This is a genomic window from Shinella granuli (assembly GCF_004341885.1).
Lineage (GTDB): Bacteria > Pseudomonadota > Alphaproteobacteria > Rhizobiales > Rhizobiaceae > Shinella > Shinella granuli.
The window spans coordinates 82,981-99,329 of record NZ_SLVX01000013.1; the positions used below are offsets into that span (position 1 = coordinate 82,981).

The following is a 16,349-nucleotide window of genomic DNA, read 5'->3' on the forward strand; positions in this document are numbered from 1 at the left end:
CACGGGCATTTTCCGAACGGAGCGGGAACGGATGTACAGAGGCAGGCTGGAGCGCGACCTCAAACACTGGACGGCACAGGGCCTGCTCGACGCCCCGACGGCCGGGCGCCTGCTGCAGGAGTATGATTCTCGCCCCAGTTCCTTCAGCCTCGGCCGCGTGCTGATGATCATCGCGGCGCTGCTCGTCGCCGCTGCGGTGCTGCTGCTCGTCGCGGCCAACTGGGAGGCCATCCCGCGGATCGTGCGGCTCGTCGGCATCGTCGGCCTGATCTGGGGCGCCTATCTCGGCGGCGCGGTTCTGATCGCTCGCGGCGCGGAGCGGCTGGCGGCCGCCTTCCTCGTCTTCGGCACGCTCGCCTTCGGCGGCGCGATCGCGCTCGTCGGGCAGATGTACCATCTCTCCGGCGACACGTTCCAGGCGATGCTCGTCTGGTTCGCCGGCGCGGTCGCCGCCGCCGCGCTCTTCCGCTCCGGCGCCGTCACGGCCGTTGCCGGGTTCCTCGCCTTCGTCGTGTCCGGCGCGGACTGGACGTCGTCTTATAATGTCGACGAGACGGTGCTGCTCTGGCTGATGCCGCTGATGGCGGTGATCATCATCCTTCTGGTGCGTCATACCGGCGCGGCGCGGGTGCGGCATCTCGCCTATCTGCTGCTCGTCACCTGGCTTGCCTTTATCTATGGCGAATACCAGACGCCCGAGACCGCCATCGCGATCGCGGGGTTTGGCGCGGTCGCCTATCTCCTTGCCGCCGTGCCGCAATCGCCGCTCCATGCGCTCGCCCGCAGCGCCGGCGCCGCGCCGGCCTTCTATTCCTACCTGGTGCTGGTGGTCGGCCTTCTCGTGCTGCATGCCGAATTCGACGACATGGCGAACCGGCTGTTCCTCGGCATCGTCACGCTCGCCGCCGCCATTGCCGGCATCGCGCTGTCCGGCAAGGAGAACGGCGCCGTGCGTTACCTCGGCTATGCGACCTTCGCCGCCGAGACGCTCTATCTCGCCTCCGAGACGATCGGCTCGATCATCGGCACGTCCGGCTTCTTCCTGGTGTCCGGCCTGGTGGTGGCGCTGGTCGCCTGGGCCGTGATCGCGCTGGAGCGGCGCTTTTCCAGGGCTGAAACCAAGGCGGAGGCCTGACCATGACGACATCCCGCTTTTTCCGCGTCCCTCCGCTCGTCGCCGGCATCCTCGCCGCCGCGCTGCAGACCGCCGTGCTCGGCTACATGGTCGAAAGCCGCGCCTCGATCCTGCGCAGCGGCGCCGACATCAGGCTGAAGACACTGCCGGTCGATCCGCGCGATCTCCTGCGCGGTGACTACGTCATCCTGTCCTACCCGATCTCGACCATCCCGAAGGCCATCGTCACCGGCGAGGTGCCGAAGGCAAGCGGCCGCCAGCGCCTCGCCGTGCGGCTGAAGCCCGGCGCGGACGGCCTGTGGACGGCGAGCGAGGCGGGCTTCGGCGACCTTGCGCCGGAGGCGGGCAGCGTCATCCTGCGCACGCTGCCCTTCGACTACTATTCCGCCGGCGACGGCGGCCTGCCGGAAACCCTCTTCGTCAGCTATGGCCTGGAGCGCTACTATGTGCCGGAGGGCGAGGGCAGGGTGCTGGAGGACGCCCGCAACCAGGAGGAACTGGAGGTGGAGGCGCGCGTCGCGAAGGACGGCACGCCGCAGATCGCCAGGCTGGTTCTTCGGGGCGAGCCCGTCTACGATGAACCGCTCTATTGAGCGCGGCGCCCGAAAAACCCCGCATTTTTCCTTTGATCCGCCGGAAACGGGTGATATAGAGACGCCGCGCTCGGAAGGCGCCACGGTGCGCGGTTACGCTGCCCGTGGCATAGCGGTTTCTGAGACGCGGGTATGGTGAAATTGGTAGACACGCCAGATTTAGGTTCTGGTGCCGCAAGGCGTGGGAGTTCAAGTCTCTCTACCCGCACCAGAGCCACCAGACGTGGAAATGGAGGTTTCCGCGGCTGTTGGTGACCGCTGCATTATCCCTTAAATCGCCTGGGATTTAAGGGATAATGCAGCAGATTCTAGAGTATGACAGCGTTCTTTGCACGCAGTGAATGGCGCGCGGCGCTGTCGAGAGCGCCATTTTGCTTGCCAAAAGGCCACCGAATTCAGTAAAGCCACTGCCGGCAAATGGACCGGCGGGGTGTTCGCCATAACCGGCAGGCCGGTTTGAGCACCGCCAACTCGAAATGAAGGTTTGAACATGCAGGTTATCGAAACGCTCGCTGAAGGGCTGAAGCGCGAAATCAAGGTCGTCATCCCGGCCAAGGACATGGAAGCTCAGATGAACGAGCGTCTTGAAGACGCCAAGGGCCGTGTCCGCATCAACGGCTTCCGTCCGGGCAAGGTGCCCTTCGCCCATCTCAAGAAGATGTACGGCAAGTCCATCATGGCCGAACTCGTCAACGAGATCGTCCGCGACCGTCCGTCGGCCATCCTTTCCGAGCGCGGCGAAAAGTCCGCGACGCAGCCGGAAATCGCGATGACCGAGGACCAGGCCGAGGCTGAGAAGATCCTCGCCGGCCAGGCCGATTTCGAATTCACGCTCTCCTATGAAGTGATCCCGGCCATCGACCTCAAGGACAATTCCGGCATTGCCGTCACGCGCGAAGTGGTCGAAGTCGACGCCGCCGAAGTCGACGAGCAGATCCTCAAGATCGCCGAAAGCGCCCGTTCCTACGAGACGAAGAAGGGCAAGGCCGCCGACGGCGACCGCGTCACCATCGACTATCTCGGCAAGGTCGACGGCGTGCCGTTCGACGGCGGCAAGGACGAGGACGCGGAACTCGTTCTCGGCTCCAACCGTTTCATCCCCGGCTTCGAGGAGCAGCTCGTCGGCCTGAAGGCCGGCGACGAGAAGGTCATCACGGTCACTTTCCCCGCTGACTACCCGGCCGCCAACCTCGCCGGCAAGGAAGCCACCTTCGACATCAACGTCAAGGATGTCGCCGCCCCGGCAGACGTCGAGATCAACGACGAGCTTGCCAAGAAGCTCGGCCTCGAATCGGCCGACAAGCTGCGCGAGATCGTCCGCGGCCAGATCGAGAGCCAGTACGGCTCTGTCACCCGCCAGAAGGTCAAGCGCCAGATTCTCGACCAGCTCGACGAGATGTACAAGTTCGACACGCCGGAGCGCCTGGTCGAAGCCGAGTTCGAGAACATCTGGCGCCAGATCAACACGGACCTCCAGCAGTCCGGCAAGACCTTCGCTGACGAGGACACGACGGAAGAGGCTGCGCGCGAAGAATATCGCAAGCTTGCCGAACGCCGCGTCCGCCTCGGCCTCGTTCTCTCGGAAATCGGCGAGAAGGCCGGCGTCCAGGTGAGCGACGAGGAAATGCAGCAGTCGCTCTACCAGCAGCTCCGCCAGTTCCCGGGCCAGGAAAAGCAGATCCTCGAATACTTCCAGAAGACCCCGGGCGCTGCCGCATCGCTGCGCGCGCCGATCTTCGAAGAGAAGGTCGTCGACCACCTGCTCGGCGAGATCAAGGTGACGGACAAGACCGTCTCCAAGGACGAGCTGATGGCGGACGACGAGGCCGAAGGTTCCGAGAAGGAAACCAAGAAGGCCGCGCCGAAGAAGAAGGCTGCCGCCAAGGCCGAAGCCCAGGACGGTGAAGACGCCGCCCCGAAGAAGAAGGCCCCGGCCAAGAAGAAGGCCGCCGAAGGCGACGCCGAATAATCGGTCCGACCGGATATCATGCGAAGAGGCCGTCCTTCGGGGCGGCCTTTTTGTTTGGCGCGGTTAAGGCCGCGTCCCTGCTGTTCTCGCACCACCGTCCACGCAGCGGTTTCCGCCCGTGGGTTTTCAAAGAGCATCGGACGGCGCGCTGGAAGGGGCCGTGTCTGAATATATATGTATGGCGCCTTTCAGCGCCCCGTTCGGCGGTTTTTGCCCGCGACTTGGGTCCCTCTGCAAAGGCCGGGCCGGGCGGACGTTTCCCGTCGGTTTCCGGGAGAAGGCCGTTTTCCGTTTTTGCATCCGCCATCGCGCGCCTTGGCGACGGGGGACGGAAAGGCAAGCCTTTCCGGACGGTCTTCATCCCGGCGGACGATGCCGACGCATCCGCCAGACCAGCCCCCTTGTGTGCCGCACAGGCACGCCCGGCGCGCCGTTCGGGGCGTGAAACGGAAGGCTCGGTCCGACGCCCGCCGCTTCCCCCGTGTCGCCGGAGGGAGACCATTTTCCGCAAGCCCGGTGCGTGGGGTTCTGCGTCTTCCCCCCACGCCCCGCGCCGACCCCGCCTCGCCACGACGCCTCGCGGTGTATCCGCGGCGGGATGGAGGATTATAGGCATGGGTGGCGGGGGCGGGGAAAATGTTCGGCGGGAACGGGGATGAGAAGAGGGCGCGATGGAGGCCCGGATCCCCGAGGATCGCAGCGATCGTCTCAGGCAAAACTCTTCCGGCGCGGGGCGACGGCCTGGGTCTCGGTGACGGCGGGCAGGCTCTGCAGCACGCGCTTGGCCGGCAGGATGGCGATGGCCTCGGTGCCCTCGCGCAGCTTGGATTTCAGGATGAACTCGCCATTGTGCTTGGCGAGGATCGCCTGGACGATCGGCAGGCCGAGGCCGGTGCCTTGTTCGGCGCTCTTGATGGCGATGGAGCCCTGGCCGAAGGCCGAGAGCACGACGGGGATCTCTTCCTCGGGGATGCCGGGGCCGTTGTCCTTGATCGAGATGTACTGGCCGCCGCCGGCGGTCCAGCCGGCCTTGACGAAGATCTCGCCGCCCTGGGGCGTGAATTTCACGGCATTCGACAGGAGGTTCAGGATGACCTGGCGCAGCGCCTTCTCGTCCGCCCAGACGGCCGGCATGTCGCCTTCGACCTGCTCGGAAATGGCGATGTTCTTCGCCCGGGCGCGCAACTGCACCATGCCGATGCAGTCCTCGGCGATGTCGACGAGATGCACGCTGTCCTCCGACAGGTCGTATTTGCCCGCCTCGATGCGCGAGAGGTCGAGGATCTCGTTGATGAGGTTGAGCAGGTGCTGGCCGGAGCGGTGGATGTCGGAGGTGTATTCCTTGTAGACCGGGTTGTTGAGCGGCCCGAGCACTTCCGTCGACATGACCTCGGAGAAGCCGAGGATGGCGTTCAGCGGCGTGCGCAGCTCATGCGACATGGAGGCGAGGAAGCGGGATTTGGCAAGGTTCGCCTCTTCGGCGCGCCGGCGGGCCTCGTCCGACATGGACTTGGCCACTTCCAGCTCGGCGATCAGGTCGTCCTTCTCCGATTGCGAGGAGAGCAGTTGCGCGCTGGTGCGGTGCAGGCGGTTCGTCATGAAGATGAGGAAGATCAGCGCGGCGGAGATGATGGCCGCCATGCCGAAGGTCGCGGGGTCGGGGCGCAGCAGGACCGAGACGGAGAGCGCGACGACCGTCGGCAGGAAGGCATAGAGCACCGCATGGCGCAGCATCAGCGTGCTGATGGCGGTGACGGCCAGCGCCACGAGCAGGGCGGACCCCTTGTAGAAATCGAAGGTGACCTCGCCGCAGGGGCCGCAGGTCTGCAGGGAGAAGGCGGCCCAGGTGAGGCCCATGGCAACCTGCGCGGCCAGGAAGACGCGCTGCCAGCGGCGGGTGTTGTCGGCGGTGATCTCCTGCTTGTGCGCGCGGCGGGCGACGATCATGCCGAGCGCATGCACGCTGAGCGCCAGGATCGCCCAGGCGAGAAGGCCGATCTCCTGCGTGAGGTAGACGCCGACGGCGGCAATCAGCATGACCACGACGGGAATGGCGAGCGCGCTCTGGGCGGCGGAGGCGACATGCAGTTGCAGCATCTCGCGCTCGAAGCCGGGCGCGATGCCCGTGGCGGTCTGCAGGCGTTCCCGGGTCGCGCGGACGGTGCGCGAAACAGCCTTGTTTCTATGGCTGCGCGACTTGTCGACGATGATCTTGTCGGTCGATGTACTGACGCCGGTACTCATCACGATTGCAACTGTTGCGGACGGCATTGAAGTCTAGGGGGGAATCCTTAAGAAGATGCTGCCGCGCATAAACCATTTGCGAACCATTCCGGCATTTTCCGGAACAGTCCGCCGGCAGCGCGCCACCATCGTGCCGTAACGGCATGACGCCGGGGTATTTGCGCCTTTCTCCGAATCGCGAAAACACCCTATCTCTTTCATCTTTCGCAGTTCCGGAGGCAGGCTGCCCGCGCGCTTCCGCTGGAACTGTTCTTCGCAAGGAACGGAATTCCATGGGGCTTACCAGGCGGGCGCGCGATGTCGGCGTGGCGGTGGCGATCCTGGCGCTGACGGCGCTGGTCGTGGCGCGCGTCGGCGGAGAGGGCGGCGAGACCTTCACCGGTGCGGCGCGGGCGGCGGACGGCGACACGCTGACGCTCGACGGCCACCGCATCCGGCTCGTCGGCATGGACTCGCCGGAGCTGACGCAGGTCTGCCGGCGCGACGGCGCGGACTGGCGCTGCGGCGTCGCCGCGCGCTCGCGCCTTGCCGAGCTGCTGCGCGCCGGACCGATCACCTGCCGGACGCAGGGCACGGACAAATACGACCGCTGGCTGGCGCGCTGCGAGAATGCTGCGGGCGATCTTGGCGCGCGCATGGTGCGGGAAGGGCTCGCGGTCGCCTATGGCGGCTACGAGGACGAGGAGCAGTTCGCGCGGGCGGAGCGCAAGGGCCTGTGGGGGGCGGAATTCGACATGCCGCAGCAATGGCGCAGGACGAACGGCCGGCCGCAGGAGGACGCCCATGACGCGGAGCCGGGCATCCTCGACGGGATCCTGCGCGTGTTCGGGCTTTAAACCGCTTCGCACCTTTGCAGGATTTGCTTTAGAACGGAGGCATGATGGACGATGCGGAACCCGACGGCGCGATTGCCGCCCTGCGCGCAGCGATGGCGGCCTGTCGGCTCTGTCGCGACGCGCCGGCGAAGGGGCCCGAGGACCGGCTGCCGCACGAGCCGCGGCCCGTCGCCGTCCTCTCCGAGGCCGCGCGCATCCTGATCGCCGGCCAGGCGCCGGGGCTGCGGGTGCATGAAAGCGGCCTGCCGTTCAACGATGCCTCCGGCGACCGGCTGCGCGACTGGCTCGGTGTGACGCGCGAAGCGTTCTACGATCCGCGGAAATTCGCCATCGTGCCGATGGGCCTCTGTTTCCCGGGCTACGACGCCCATGGCAGCGACCTGCCGCCGCGGCGCGAATGCGCGCCGCTCTGGCGCGCCCGGGCGATCGCCGCCATGCCGCAGATCGAACTGGTGCTGGCGATCGGCCAGTATGCCCAGGCCTGGCATCTGGGGGCGGCGAAGGCCGCCAGCATGACGGAGACGGTGCGCGACTGGCGCCGGCACCTCCACCGCAATGCGGGGCCTGCCGTGCTGCCGCTGCCCCATCCGAGCTGGCGCAACACCGGCTGGCTGAAGCGCAATCCGTGGTTCGAGGCGGAGGTTCTGCCCGAGTTGCGAAAGCGGGTGAAAACCCTTACGGAATGAAATGCAATTCTTTCAATTTGTCGCCATCGCGGTATATGAGGGAATTAAATTTCTTAGGGGAAGTCAATGGACCGTCTGGACCGCAAAATCCTGCGCCTCTTGCAGGAAGATTCCACGCTCGCCGTGGCCGATCTCGCCAAGAAGGTGGGGCTCTCGACCACGCCCTGCTGGCGGCGCATCCAGAAGATGGAAGAGGACGGCGTGATCCGCAAGCGCGTCGCGCTGCTCGATCCGGTCAAGATCAACACCAAGGTCACGGTCTTCGTGTCGATCCGCACCAACGCCCATTCGACGGAATGGCTGAAGCGCTTTTCCGAGGTGATCGTCGAATTCCCCGAAGTGGTGGAATTCTACCGCATGAGCGGCGAGGTGGATTACCTGCTGCGCGTCGTCGTGCCCGACATCGCCGCCTATGACGCCTTCTACAAGCGCATGATCGCCCGCATCGAGATCCGCGACGTCTCCTCGGCCTTCGCGATGGAGCAGATCAAGTACACGACCGAGCTGCCGCTCGACTACATGGTCGTGGACAACCAGAAGAGCGGCGAGGAATAGGCGCTTTGCGCCGCTGCGGCCGGGCTTTCAGGAATCCGGCCGCCTGAAGGTCACGACCACCGTCTTCCACGAGTCATAGGGCGCAAGCTCCGCCAGCCCGGCAAAGGGCGCGCAGCGCACGACCGCGCGCACCGCGCTGGCGGCGAAGGTTTTTGTCGCCGCATCGCCGCCGACCGGGCCGTCGATTTCCGGCGAGCCGTCGAGCGCGCCCGCTTCCGTCAGCGAGAACTTCACCCGGATCGCCTGCACATGGTCCGGCAGGTCCGCGGGCAGCACCCAGCACGCGGCGATCTTGCCATGCAGGGCGGCGGCGAGCGCCTGCCGGCCCGCATCGTCCGCCAGCGCCGGGGCGGCAAGCGCGGCCCCGGCGATCAGGGAGACGAGGGCGCGGCGGAGCGCCACGTCATTTCCTCTGAAGGCGCGCGAGCAGCGAGGACGTGTCCCAGCGATTGCCGCCCATGTCCTGCACGTCGCCGTAGAACTGGTCGATCAGCGCGGTGACGGGCAGTTTCGCGCCGTTGAGGCGGGCTTCCGAAAGCACGATGCCGAGGTCCTTGCGCATCCAGTCGATGGCGAAGCCGAAGTCGTACTTGCCGGCGATCATCGTCTTGTGGCGATTGTCCATCTGCCAGGAGCCGGCCGCGCCCTTGGAGATGACCTCGATGACCGCCTCCATGTCGAGCCCGGCCTTCATGCCGAAATGGATGCCCTCGGCGAGCCCCTGCACGACGCCGGCGACGCAGATCTGGTTGACCATCTTGGCAAGCTGGCCGGCGCCTGCCGGGCCCATCAGGCCGACCATGCGGGCATAGGCGTCGATGACCGGCCGCGCCTTGTCGAACGTGTCCTTATCGCCGCCGCACATGACCGTCAGGACGCCGTTTTCCGCGCCGGCCTGGCCGCCGGAGACGGGCGCGTCGAGGAAGGCGAAACCCTTTTCGCGGGCCGCGGCGTCGAGTTCGCGCGCGACCTCCGCGGAGGCGGTGGTGTTGTCGATGAGGACGGCGCCGGGCTTCATGCCGTCGAAGACGCCGCCCTCGGCGGTGGTGACGGAGCGCAGGTCGTCGTCATTGCCGACGCAGGTGAAGACGAAATCGGCACCCTCCGCGGCTTGCGCCGGGGTGCGGAAGGCCTTGCCGCCGAATTGGGCGGCCCATGTCTCCGCCTTGGCGAAGGTGCGGTTGTAGACCGCGACCTCATGGCCGCCCTTGACCTTGAGGTGCCCCGCCATGGGATAGCCCATGACGCCGAGACCGATGAATGCAACCTTTGCCATGCTGTAACCTCCTGCAATCGTTGGCAGGAGGTGTAGCGGATCATCGGTTTTTGCGAAAGTGTTTCTCGATGTGTGTTCGATGAGAGCAGCGCGACAAGACAGACTTCGCCTGAACACAGTTGCCACGGTACCGGCGCCTCCAGGAGGAAACCGGGACATGGTTTCAGCCGGTGCTGAGAAGCAGCGCCCGATGATCCGATACCTCCGGCGATTCCACCACCGTGAAATCGGCAACGCGGACCATCGCGTTCACCAGCATGTAGTCCGCATAGCGGCCGGGCTTCGTGTAGAGCGAGGTCCGCGTGTCGGTGAAGCCGCGGGTGGTGACGAGGTCGGTGAGGCCGATCTGTGCGAGTGTCTTGAAGGTATGGCTCTGCGGCAGCAGGTTGAAATCACCGCAGAGGACGAGGCCTTCGTCCTGGTGCTGCAGGCGCGCGATGAGGGCGGCGAGGGCTTCGGCCTGCGCCGCGCGCTCCGGCGTGTCGCCCTTGCCGTCGACGGTTCGAAGGCCGTGGAGCTGCGCGACGGTGAGCGCGCGGTCCGCGGCATAGTCGTAGAGGCGGAAGGCGTGGGCATTGCGGGGACGGGGGTGGGGGCCGAAACCGTGCGGGGAGAACGCGCCGTGCACGAAATCGAGCGCCTGGCCGATCACGGCGATATCCTGGCGGATGAAGGTGGCGAGGCCGAATTCCTGCCAGCAAGGACGGTCGTCATCCGTCAGCTCGCCCCGCATGGCCGGCGCGAAGAAGCCGTCATGGCCGGGCAGGGCGGCGGCGATATCCCGGTAGAGATTGGCGCGCTGCTGGAGTTCCACCGCGCCATCGCGATAGGTCAGCCATGCCGACCGCGCGGCGATGGCCCGCGGGACCTCCTGCAGGCAATAGACATCGGCATCGACGGCCCTGAGATAGTCGATGAGCGACGCGTGCAGCATGCCGCCCCAGACGTTCAGCGACAGGATCCTCATGCGTGCCGCTCCTCCCGCGCGTTTCCTGCGAACCCGGACGCATGATGCGGGTCCGCATCGGCATGTGAACCGATCGTCTTGGCCGGCGAAGGATCACTTCGCCTGCGACAGGTCGCCCATGCGGTTCCAGGCGTCGAGGCCGGCGATCTTGTAGGCTTCGGCGAGCGTCGGATAGTTGAAGGTGTTCTCGACGAAATATTCGACGGTGCCCTTCAGGTTCAAGACGGCCTGGCCGATATGGACGAGCTCCGTCGCGCCTTCGCCGACGATGTGCACGCCGAGCAGGCGCCGCGTCTTCAGCGAGAAGATCATCTTCAACAGGCCGGAATTGAGGCCCATGATGTGGCCGCGCGAGGTCTCGCGGAAACGCGCCATGCCGCATTCATAGGGGATGCCGCGTTCCTTCACCTCTTCCTCCGTCAGGCCGCAGGTCGAGATTTCCGGCACGGCGTAGATGCCGTAGGGGAAATATTTCGGCGGCTCCTTGGCGATGGCGCCGACGGCGACACGGGCGGCGATGCGGCCCTGTTCCATGGAGGTGGAGGCAAGGCTCGGGAAGCCGACGACGTCGCCGGCGGCGTAGATATGCGGCACGTCGGTCTGGAAGGTTTCCGGGTTCACGCTGAGGCGGCCGCGCGAATCGGCCGTCAGGCCCGCTGCGGCGAGGTTCAGGCTGTCCGTCGCGCCGACGCGGCCGGCGGCATAAAGCACCATGTCGCAGGTGACGTGGCGGCCGTTGTCCAGCGTGATCTCGCATTTGCCGTTTTCCAGCTTCTCCACCTTGTCGGCCTTCTGGCCGAGGATGAGCTTCATGTTGCGGTCGCGCAGATCGTGGATGAATTCCTCGACGATCTCCCTGTCGATGAAATCGAGGATCGTCGGCTTGGGATCGATGACGGTGACCTGCGTGTCGAGCGCGGAGAAGATCGTGGCATATTCGATGCCGATGACGCCGGCGCCGATGACGGCCATGGAGCGCGGCAGGTCCTTGATATCAAGGAGCTCGTCGCTGTCGAGAACGCTGACGCCGTCGAAGGGGATGCTTTCCGGGCGGTACGGCTTGGTGCCGACGGCCAGCATGATGCTCTTGGCCTGGACGTGAACGGTCTCGCCGTCGTCCCTGGTGATCTCCATCGTCTCCGGCGTGACGAACTTCGCCTTGCCGCGCATGTGCTGCACGCGGTTGCGGGCGAACTGGTGCTCCAGCACCTCCACCTCGTGGTCGAGCGTGATGAGCAGGCGGCGGCGCAGGTCGTCGGCGCTGATCTCCTGCTTGACGCGGTAGGCGCGGCCGTAGAAGCCGCGCTCGCGCCAGCCGGACAGGTTCAGCGCGGTCTCGCGCAGCGTCTTCGAGGGGATCGTGCCGGTGTGCACCGAAACGCCGCCGACGCGTTTTCCCTGTTCGATGACGAGGACTTTGCGCCCGAGCTTTGCCGCCTGGATGGCGCCACGGCGGCCTGCGGGGCCGCTGCCCACGACGACGAGATCATATTCCTGCATGTAAGATGGCCCCAGCCTTTTGCGGGAAGAATCATATTGCGATGCAGCAATTGTCTTCGCCGTGCAAATTTTCGTCAACCGAATGTGGCAGCAAACCGTTTCAATCGGATGAAGGAACGCTCACCCGATTTCGTTGTTTTGTAACGCGATTCGGCGGTTCCCCACAGGGCGCCGCCTTTCCTTTCAGATCAGTCTCAGCCCTTTGAGGCTGGCATGCCCGTCCTTGCCGATGATGATGTGGTCATGCACCGTGATACCAAGCGGCCGGGCGGTCTCCACGATCGTCTTCGTCATATCGATGTCCGCGCGCGACGGCGTCGGGTCGCCGGACGGGTGGTTGTGGACGAGGATGATCGCCGTCGACGACAGTTCCAGCGCGCGGCGCACCACCTCGCGCGGATAGACCGGCGTGTGGTCCACCGTGCCGTGGCCCTGCACTTCGTCGGCGATCAGCGTGTTGCGCTTGTCGAGGAAGAGGATGCGGAACTGCTCGCGCGGCTCGTGCGCCATGGCGGCGTGGCAATATTGAATGACCGAGGACCAGGAGGCGAGCACGGTCTTGTTGCGGATCTCGCTCTTCAGCGTGCGCTGGGCGACGGCCGAGACGAGCTTCAGGTCCAGCGCCACCGCCTCGCCGATGCCCTTCACCTCCTGCAGCAGGGCGGGCGTCGCGCCAAAGACGCCGGCCAGCGTGCCGAAGCGGTCGAGCAGGGCCTTTGCCACCGGCTTCGTGTCGCGGCGGGGGATGAGGCGGAAGAGGAGGAGTTCGAGGATCTCGTAATCGGCGAGCGCCCCGTCGCCGCTGTCGCGGAAGCGCAGGCGCAGCCGCTCGCGGTGGCCGTGATAGTGCTTGTCTTCCGCTGCCGGAAGGGCCTTGGCGGGCGTCGCATGGGTGGGGCGTTCGAAGAAGTGGCCCCGCTCGTCGAGCGCATCGAAAAGGTCGTCGGCGGTCGTCGGGGCGTTCCCCGTCCCATCGGGGTGTGTCGAGTCCGTGCGTCCGCGCGATCCCGTCATGGGCGGCCTTAAGCGGAAAGGCCGGGGCGGTCGAGGCCGCCGGGCGAAAGCGTGAAGATCTCGCAGCCATCCGCCGTCACGCCCACCGTGTGCTCGTACTGGGCGGAGAGCGAGCGGTCGCGCGTCACCGCCGTCCAGCCGTCGGAGAGCACCTTCACATGCGGGCGGCCGAGATTGATCATCGGCTCGATGGTGAAGATCATGCCCTCCTTCATTTCCGGCCCTTCGTTGGCGCGGCCGTAATGCAGGATGTTCGGCGCGTCGTGGAAGAGGCGGCCGACGCCGTGGCCGCAGAAATCGCGCACCACCGAGCAGCGCTCGGCCTCGGCATAGGCCTGGATCGCCTCGCCGATGGCGCCGGTGCGCGCGCCGGGCCTGACGGCGGCGATGCCGCGCATCAGGCATTCGTGCGTGACTTCGAGCAGGCGCTCGGCGGCGCGCTTGATCTCGCCGACGGGATACATGCGGCTCGAATCGCCGTGCCAGCCGTCGAGGATGAAGGTGACGTCGATATTGACGACATCGCCCTCGCGCAGCGGCTTCTCGTTGGGGATGCCGTGACAGACGACGTGGTTGATCGAGGTGCAGCTCGACCTGGTGTAGCCGCGGTAGTTCAGCGTCGCGGGCAGGGCGCCGTGGTCCATGCCGAATTCGAAGACGAAGCGATCGATGACATCGGTGGGAACGCCCGGCTTGACCAGCGGGTAGAGCTCGTCGAGGCAGCGCGCCGTGAGCTGGCAGGCCTTGCGCATGCCGGCAAAGGCCTCGGCGTCGTAAAGGCGGATCACGCCCGTATTCTTCAGCGGCGCGGAGGTCGCGTCGATATAGGTCACCATGGTCGAACTTTCGCTAGTCTGTCCGCATGTTCATAGATCAGCCAGACCGGGTTCGTCCATGGCGATCGACGCCACGGGCCGGATTTGCTGGGATGTAACGGCGCATTTGACCGCATAGGCCTCGACGCCGCGCGAAAGCGCCCGGCGGAAGCCGGCCGCATAGACGGGGTCGAGATCGGCGCAGATGCGGAACCGCGAACAATCCTCCCGCTGGACGAGATAGAGCATGACCGCACGGAAACCGGCCTCGGCCATGTCGCCGAGTTCTTCGAGGTGCTTTGCGCCGCGCGCCGTCACCGTGTCGGGAAATTCCGCAAGGCCGGCGGCGCGGCGGAAATGCACGTTCTTCACCTCGACATAGGCAAGGGGCCGGTCCGGCCCGGACAGGAGGATGTCGATGCGCGAATTGCGGCCGTATTTCCTCTCCCGCTCGAGGACGGGATAGGTGCCGAGATCGGCGACCAGGCCGGCGCGGATCGCCTCCTCCGCCAGCCGGTTCGGCAGGCCCGTATTGATGCCGACGACGGTGTTATCCGCCTCCACCAGTTCGAGGCGATGGCGGTGCTTGCGCGTCGGGCTGTCGCTCTGCGACATCCAGATGCGCGAGCCCGGCGCCGTCAGGCCGCGCATCGAGCCGGTATTGGGGCAGGAGCCGGTGATCGCCGAGCCGTCGTCGAGGATGGCGTCGAACAGGAAGCGCTTGTAGCGCTGCACAAGGGTGCCGGAAACGAGCGGCGGATCGAACTTCATGGGGCGTCGACGATCAGGCGCGCACGCGCACGTAGGAGCCGGGCGCCTCCTCGATCGAGTTCATCGTGCCGCCGGTCTTGCGTGCCGGCACCATGCGGTCGTCCTGCGCCTTGATCCAGTCGTGCCAGTGCGGCCACCAGGAGCCGGGCGTTTCCTTCGCCTTTTCCACCCAGTCCTCGAATTCGCCCTTCACCGGCCCGCCGGTCCAGTACTGGTATTTCATCTTGTCCGGCGGATTGACGACGCCGGCGATGTGGCCGGAGCCGGCCATCACATAGGTCACCTTGCCGCCGAAGAACTTGCTGCCGACGAAGACCGATTTCGCCGGCGCGATATGGTCCTCCCTGGTGGCGAGGTTGTAGATCGGGATCTTGACGTCCTTCAGCGACAGCGTCTTGCCGGCAAGCGTCATCTCGCCCTTGGCAAGGGTGTTGTTGAGATAACAATTCCTCAGGTAAAACGAGTGGTTGGCGGCGGGCATTCGCGTGGAATCCGAATTCCAGTAGAGCAGGTCGAAGGGCATGGGATCCTGGCCCTTCAGGTAGTTGTTGACGAAATAGGGCCAGATCAGCTCGGAGGCGCGCAGCATGTTGAAGGCGGTCGCCATCTTCGAGCCGTCGAGATAGCCGGTCGTCTTCATGCCGCGCTCGATGAGGTCGATCTGCTCCTCGTCGGCGAAGACCTTCAGGTCGCCGGCATGGGTGAAGTCGACCTGCGTGGTGAAGAGCGTTGCCGTGCGGATGCGCTTGTCGCCCTCCTGGCCGTGCAAGGCGAGGGTGGCCGCAAGCAGCGTGCCGCCGACGCAATAGCCGATGGCGTTCACCTCGTCCTCGCCGGTTGCCTGGCTGATCGTGTCGAGCGCGAAGCCGATGCCCTCGCGGGCATAGGATTCCCAGTCCTTGGTCGCATGCCGCTCGTCCGGGTTCACCCAGGAGATGACGAAGACCGTGTGGCCCTGGTCGACCGCCCACTTGATGAAGGACTTCGCCGGGTTGAGGTCGAGGATGTAGAACTTGTTGATCCAGGGCGGGCAGATGAGCAGCGGGCGCTTCAGCACCTTTTCCGTCGTCGCGTCGTACTGGATGACCTGGCAGACATCGCTCTGCGCCAGCACCTTGCCCGGCGTCAGCGCCATGTTCTCGCCGATCGCGAACTTGCTCGTGTCGGTCTGGCGCAGCTTCAGGTCGCCGCGGCCGGCGGCGATGTCCTCGGCCAGCATCTTCATGCCCCGCACCAGGTTGGCGCCGTTGGAAGCCACCGTCTCGCGGTAGAGCTGCGGATTGGTGGTGACGAAATTGCTCGGCGAGATCGCGCTGGCGATCTGCTTCACATAGAAGCCCGCCTTGTGGCGCGTGTGCTCGTCGAGCCCTTCGGCATCCGTGACCAGCTTCTCCGCCCAGTCGGAGGTGACGAAATAGGCCTGGCGCAGGAAATCGAAGAAGGGGTTCTTCACCCAGTCCTCGTCGGCAAAGCGCTTGTCCTTGCCGTGCGGATCGGGCGCGGCGTCCTGCGCCTCGCCGGAAAGGCGCCCCAGCGTGCGCGACCAGATGTTGAAATAGCTGCCGAGCAGCAGCGTCTGCGCCTCCAGCGTGCGGCGCGGGTCCGTCAGCCAGTATTCGGAGACTTTGGAGAGGGTTTTCACCATGTCGACCATCGGCTCGGAAACCGTGTCGACCTTCTCGCCGCTTTCGCGCGGGGCAAGCCAGGCGGAGGCGGCCTTGCCGAGCTGTTCGATGGTGCGCGCGAAGTTGACCGTCAGCGCCTCGGGATCCTTGACGATGTAGGGCTCGATCGTCGCGGGGTCGAAGGGCTGGAAACCGGGTTTGTTTCCGGCCGCATCGCGTTCATTCGCCTTGCGTTCGTCGGCCATGGTTCCCTCCCGATTTTATTGTTACTTTTGTATTTTTACATTCTCTACGAAACAGATTACAAGGGCCTGACAGCCGCACAAGGCAATATCGGGAACCGGTCGTTTCGACAGGAGCATA

General features: G+C 65.6%; 14 protein-coding genes, 1 tRNA gene and 1 pseudogene. 7 read left to right on the forward strand and 9 right to left on the reverse strand.

Annotated elements, in window-relative coordinates; genetic code table 11:
- Nucleotides 1-31 precede the first annotated feature (31 nt).
- The 4 genes from EV665_RS19625 (at nt 32) to tig (ending at nt 3,697) form a co-directional block, all read left to right on the forward strand.
- Nucleotides 32-1,135 (forward strand): DUF2157 domain-containing protein, encoded by a 1,104-nt coding sequence (locus tag EV665_RS19625; RefSeq protein WP_133035372.1) that lies wholly within the window; start codon nt 32-34, stop codon nt 1,133-1,135.
- 2 nt (nt 1,136-1,137) lie between these two features.
- A complete protein-coding gene (locus EV665_RS19630; protein ID WP_133035373.1) occupies nt 1,138-1,728 on the forward strand; it encodes a GDYXXLXY domain-containing protein in 591 nt (196 codons plus the stop codon).
- A gap of 126 nt (nt 1,729-1,854) precedes the next feature.
- Nucleotides 1,855-1,939 (forward strand) — tRNA-Leu (locus EV665_RS19635).
- 279 nt (nt 1,940-2,218) lie between these two features.
- Nucleotides 2,219-3,697, forward strand: coding sequence for a trigger factor (tig, locus tag EV665_RS19640; RefSeq protein WP_064329933.1), 1,479 nt, complete (start codon nt 2,219-2,221; stop codon nt 3,695-3,697).
- Nucleotides 3,698-4,405: 708 nt separating this feature from the next.
- Here tig and EV665_RS19645 read toward each other — a convergent pair.
- Nucleotides 4,406-5,941 carry a sensor histidine kinase gene (locus EV665_RS19645; protein ID WP_133035374.1) on the reverse strand — a complete coding sequence of 512 codons (1,536 nt, stop codon included), beginning with the start codon at nt 5,939-5,941 and terminating at the stop codon, nt 4,406-4,408.
- Between the two features lie 272 nt (nt 5,942-6,213).
- Between EV665_RS19645 and EV665_RS19650 the strand changes: the two genes are divergently transcribed.
- The 3 genes from EV665_RS19650 (at nt 6,214) to EV665_RS19660 (ending at nt 8,018) form a co-directional block, all read left to right on the forward strand.
- Nucleotides 6,214-6,777, forward strand: coding sequence for a thermonuclease family protein (locus tag EV665_RS19650; RefSeq protein WP_162853107.1), 564 nt, complete (start codon nt 6,214-6,216; stop codon nt 6,775-6,777).
- Nucleotides 6,778-6,818: 41 nt separating this feature from the next.
- Nucleotides 6,819-7,463, forward strand: a complete 645-nt coding sequence (locus EV665_RS19655; protein ID WP_133035376.1) for a uracil-DNA glycosylase family protein — start codon at nt 6,819-6,821, stop codon at nt 7,461-7,463.
- A gap of 66 nt (nt 7,464-7,529) precedes the next feature.
- A complete protein-coding gene (locus EV665_RS19660) occupies nt 7,530-8,018 on the forward strand; it encodes an Lrp/AsnC family transcriptional regulator (RefSeq protein WP_064329937.1) in 489 nt (162 codons plus the stop codon).
- Between the two features lie 27 nt (nt 8,019-8,045).
- On the opposite strand, the gene EV665_RS19665 is transcribed toward EV665_RS19660, so the two are convergent.
- The 8 genes and pseudogenes from EV665_RS19665 to EV665_RS19700 form a co-directional block, all read right to left on the reverse strand.
- Nucleotides 8,046-8,420, reverse strand: coding sequence for a hypothetical protein (locus tag EV665_RS19665; protein WP_133035377.1), 375 nt, complete (start codon nt 8,418-8,420; stop codon nt 8,046-8,048).
- Between the two features lies 1 nt (nt 8,421).
- A complete protein-coding gene (locus EV665_RS19670; RefSeq protein ID WP_380687039.1) occupies nt 8,422-9,312 on the reverse strand; it encodes an NAD(P)-dependent oxidoreductase in 891 nt (296 codons plus the stop codon).
- A 145-nt stretch (nt 9,313-9,457) separates the two neighbouring features.
- Entirely contained in the window at nt 9,458-10,261 is an 804-nt protein-coding gene (locus EV665_RS19675) for an endonuclease/exonuclease/phosphatase family protein (RefSeq protein ID WP_133035379.1), read from the reverse strand.
- 93 nt (nt 10,262-10,354) lie between these two features.
- The gene (sthA, locus tag EV665_RS19680) at nt 10,355-11,761 is read right to left on the reverse strand and encodes a Si-specific NAD(P)(+) transhydrogenase (RefSeq protein ID WP_064329941.1); all 1,407 of its coding nucleotides are present in this window, start codon (nt 11,759-11,761) and stop codon (nt 10,355-10,357) included.
- A 183-nt stretch (nt 11,762-11,944) separates the two neighbouring features.
- Nucleotides 11,945-12,703 (reverse strand): annotated as a pseudogene (gene radC, locus EV665_RS19685) (RadC family protein); the annotation flags it as partial.
- A gap of 80 nt (nt 12,704-12,783) precedes the next feature.
- Nucleotides 12,784-13,611, reverse strand: a complete 828-nt coding sequence (gene map / locus EV665_RS19690) for a type I methionyl aminopeptidase (protein ID WP_064329961.1) — start codon at nt 13,609-13,611, stop codon at nt 12,784-12,786.
- A gap of 30 nt (nt 13,612-13,641) precedes the next feature.
- A complete protein-coding gene (sfsA, locus tag EV665_RS19695; protein WP_133035381.1) occupies nt 13,642-14,361 on the reverse strand; it encodes a DNA/RNA nuclease SfsA in 720 nt (239 codons plus the stop codon).
- A gap of 13 nt (nt 14,362-14,374) precedes the next feature.
- A complete protein-coding gene (locus EV665_RS19700; protein WP_133035382.1) occupies nt 14,375-16,231 on the reverse strand; it encodes a PHA/PHB synthase family protein in 1,857 nt (618 codons plus the stop codon).
- Nucleotides 16,232-16,349: the final 118 nt, after the last annotated feature.

Coding starts and splice junctions, on each gene's coding strand:
- sthA (WP_064329941.1), bottom strand. CDS start 11,761: ATGCAGGAATATGATCTCGTCGTCGTGGGCAGCGGCCCCGCAGGCCGC.
- EV665_RS19655 (WP_133035376.1), top strand. CDS start 6,819: ATGATGGACGATGCGGAACCCGACGGCGCGATTGCCGCCCTGCGCGCA.
- EV665_RS19630 (WP_133035373.1), top strand. CDS start 1,138: ATGACGACATCCCGCTTTTTCCGCGTCCCTCCGCTCGTCGCCGGCATC.
- EV665_RS19645 (WP_133035374.1), bottom strand. CDS start 5,941: ATGAGTACCGGCGTCAGTACATCGACCGACAAGATCATCGTCGACAAG.
- EV665_RS19625 (WP_133035372.1), top strand. CDS start 32: ATGTACAGAGGCAGGCTGGAGCGCGACCTCAAACACTGGACGGCACAG.
- map (WP_064329961.1), bottom strand. CDS start 13,611: ATGGTGACCTATATCGACGCGACCTCCGCGCCGCTGAAGAATACGGGC.
- tig (WP_064329933.1), top strand. CDS start 2,219: ATGCAGGTTATCGAAACGCTCGCTGAAGGGCTGAAGCGCGAAATCAAG.
- EV665_RS19675 (WP_133035379.1), bottom strand. CDS start 10,261: ATGAGGATCCTGTCGCTGAACGTCTGGGGCGGCATGCTGCACGCGTCG.
- EV665_RS19660 (WP_064329937.1), top strand. CDS start 7,530: ATGGACCGTCTGGACCGCAAAATCCTGCGCCTCTTGCAGGAAGATTCC.
- EV665_RS19650 (WP_162853107.1), top strand. CDS start 6,214: ATGGGGCTTACCAGGCGGGCGCGCGATGTCGGCGTGGCGGTGGCGATC.
- EV665_RS19700 (WP_133035382.1), bottom strand. CDS start 16,231: ATGGCCGACGAACGCAAGGCGAATGAACGCGATGCGGCCGGAAACAAA.
- sfsA (WP_133035381.1), bottom strand. CDS start 14,361: ATGAAGTTCGATCCGCCGCTCGTTTCCGGCACCCTTGTGCAGCGCTAC.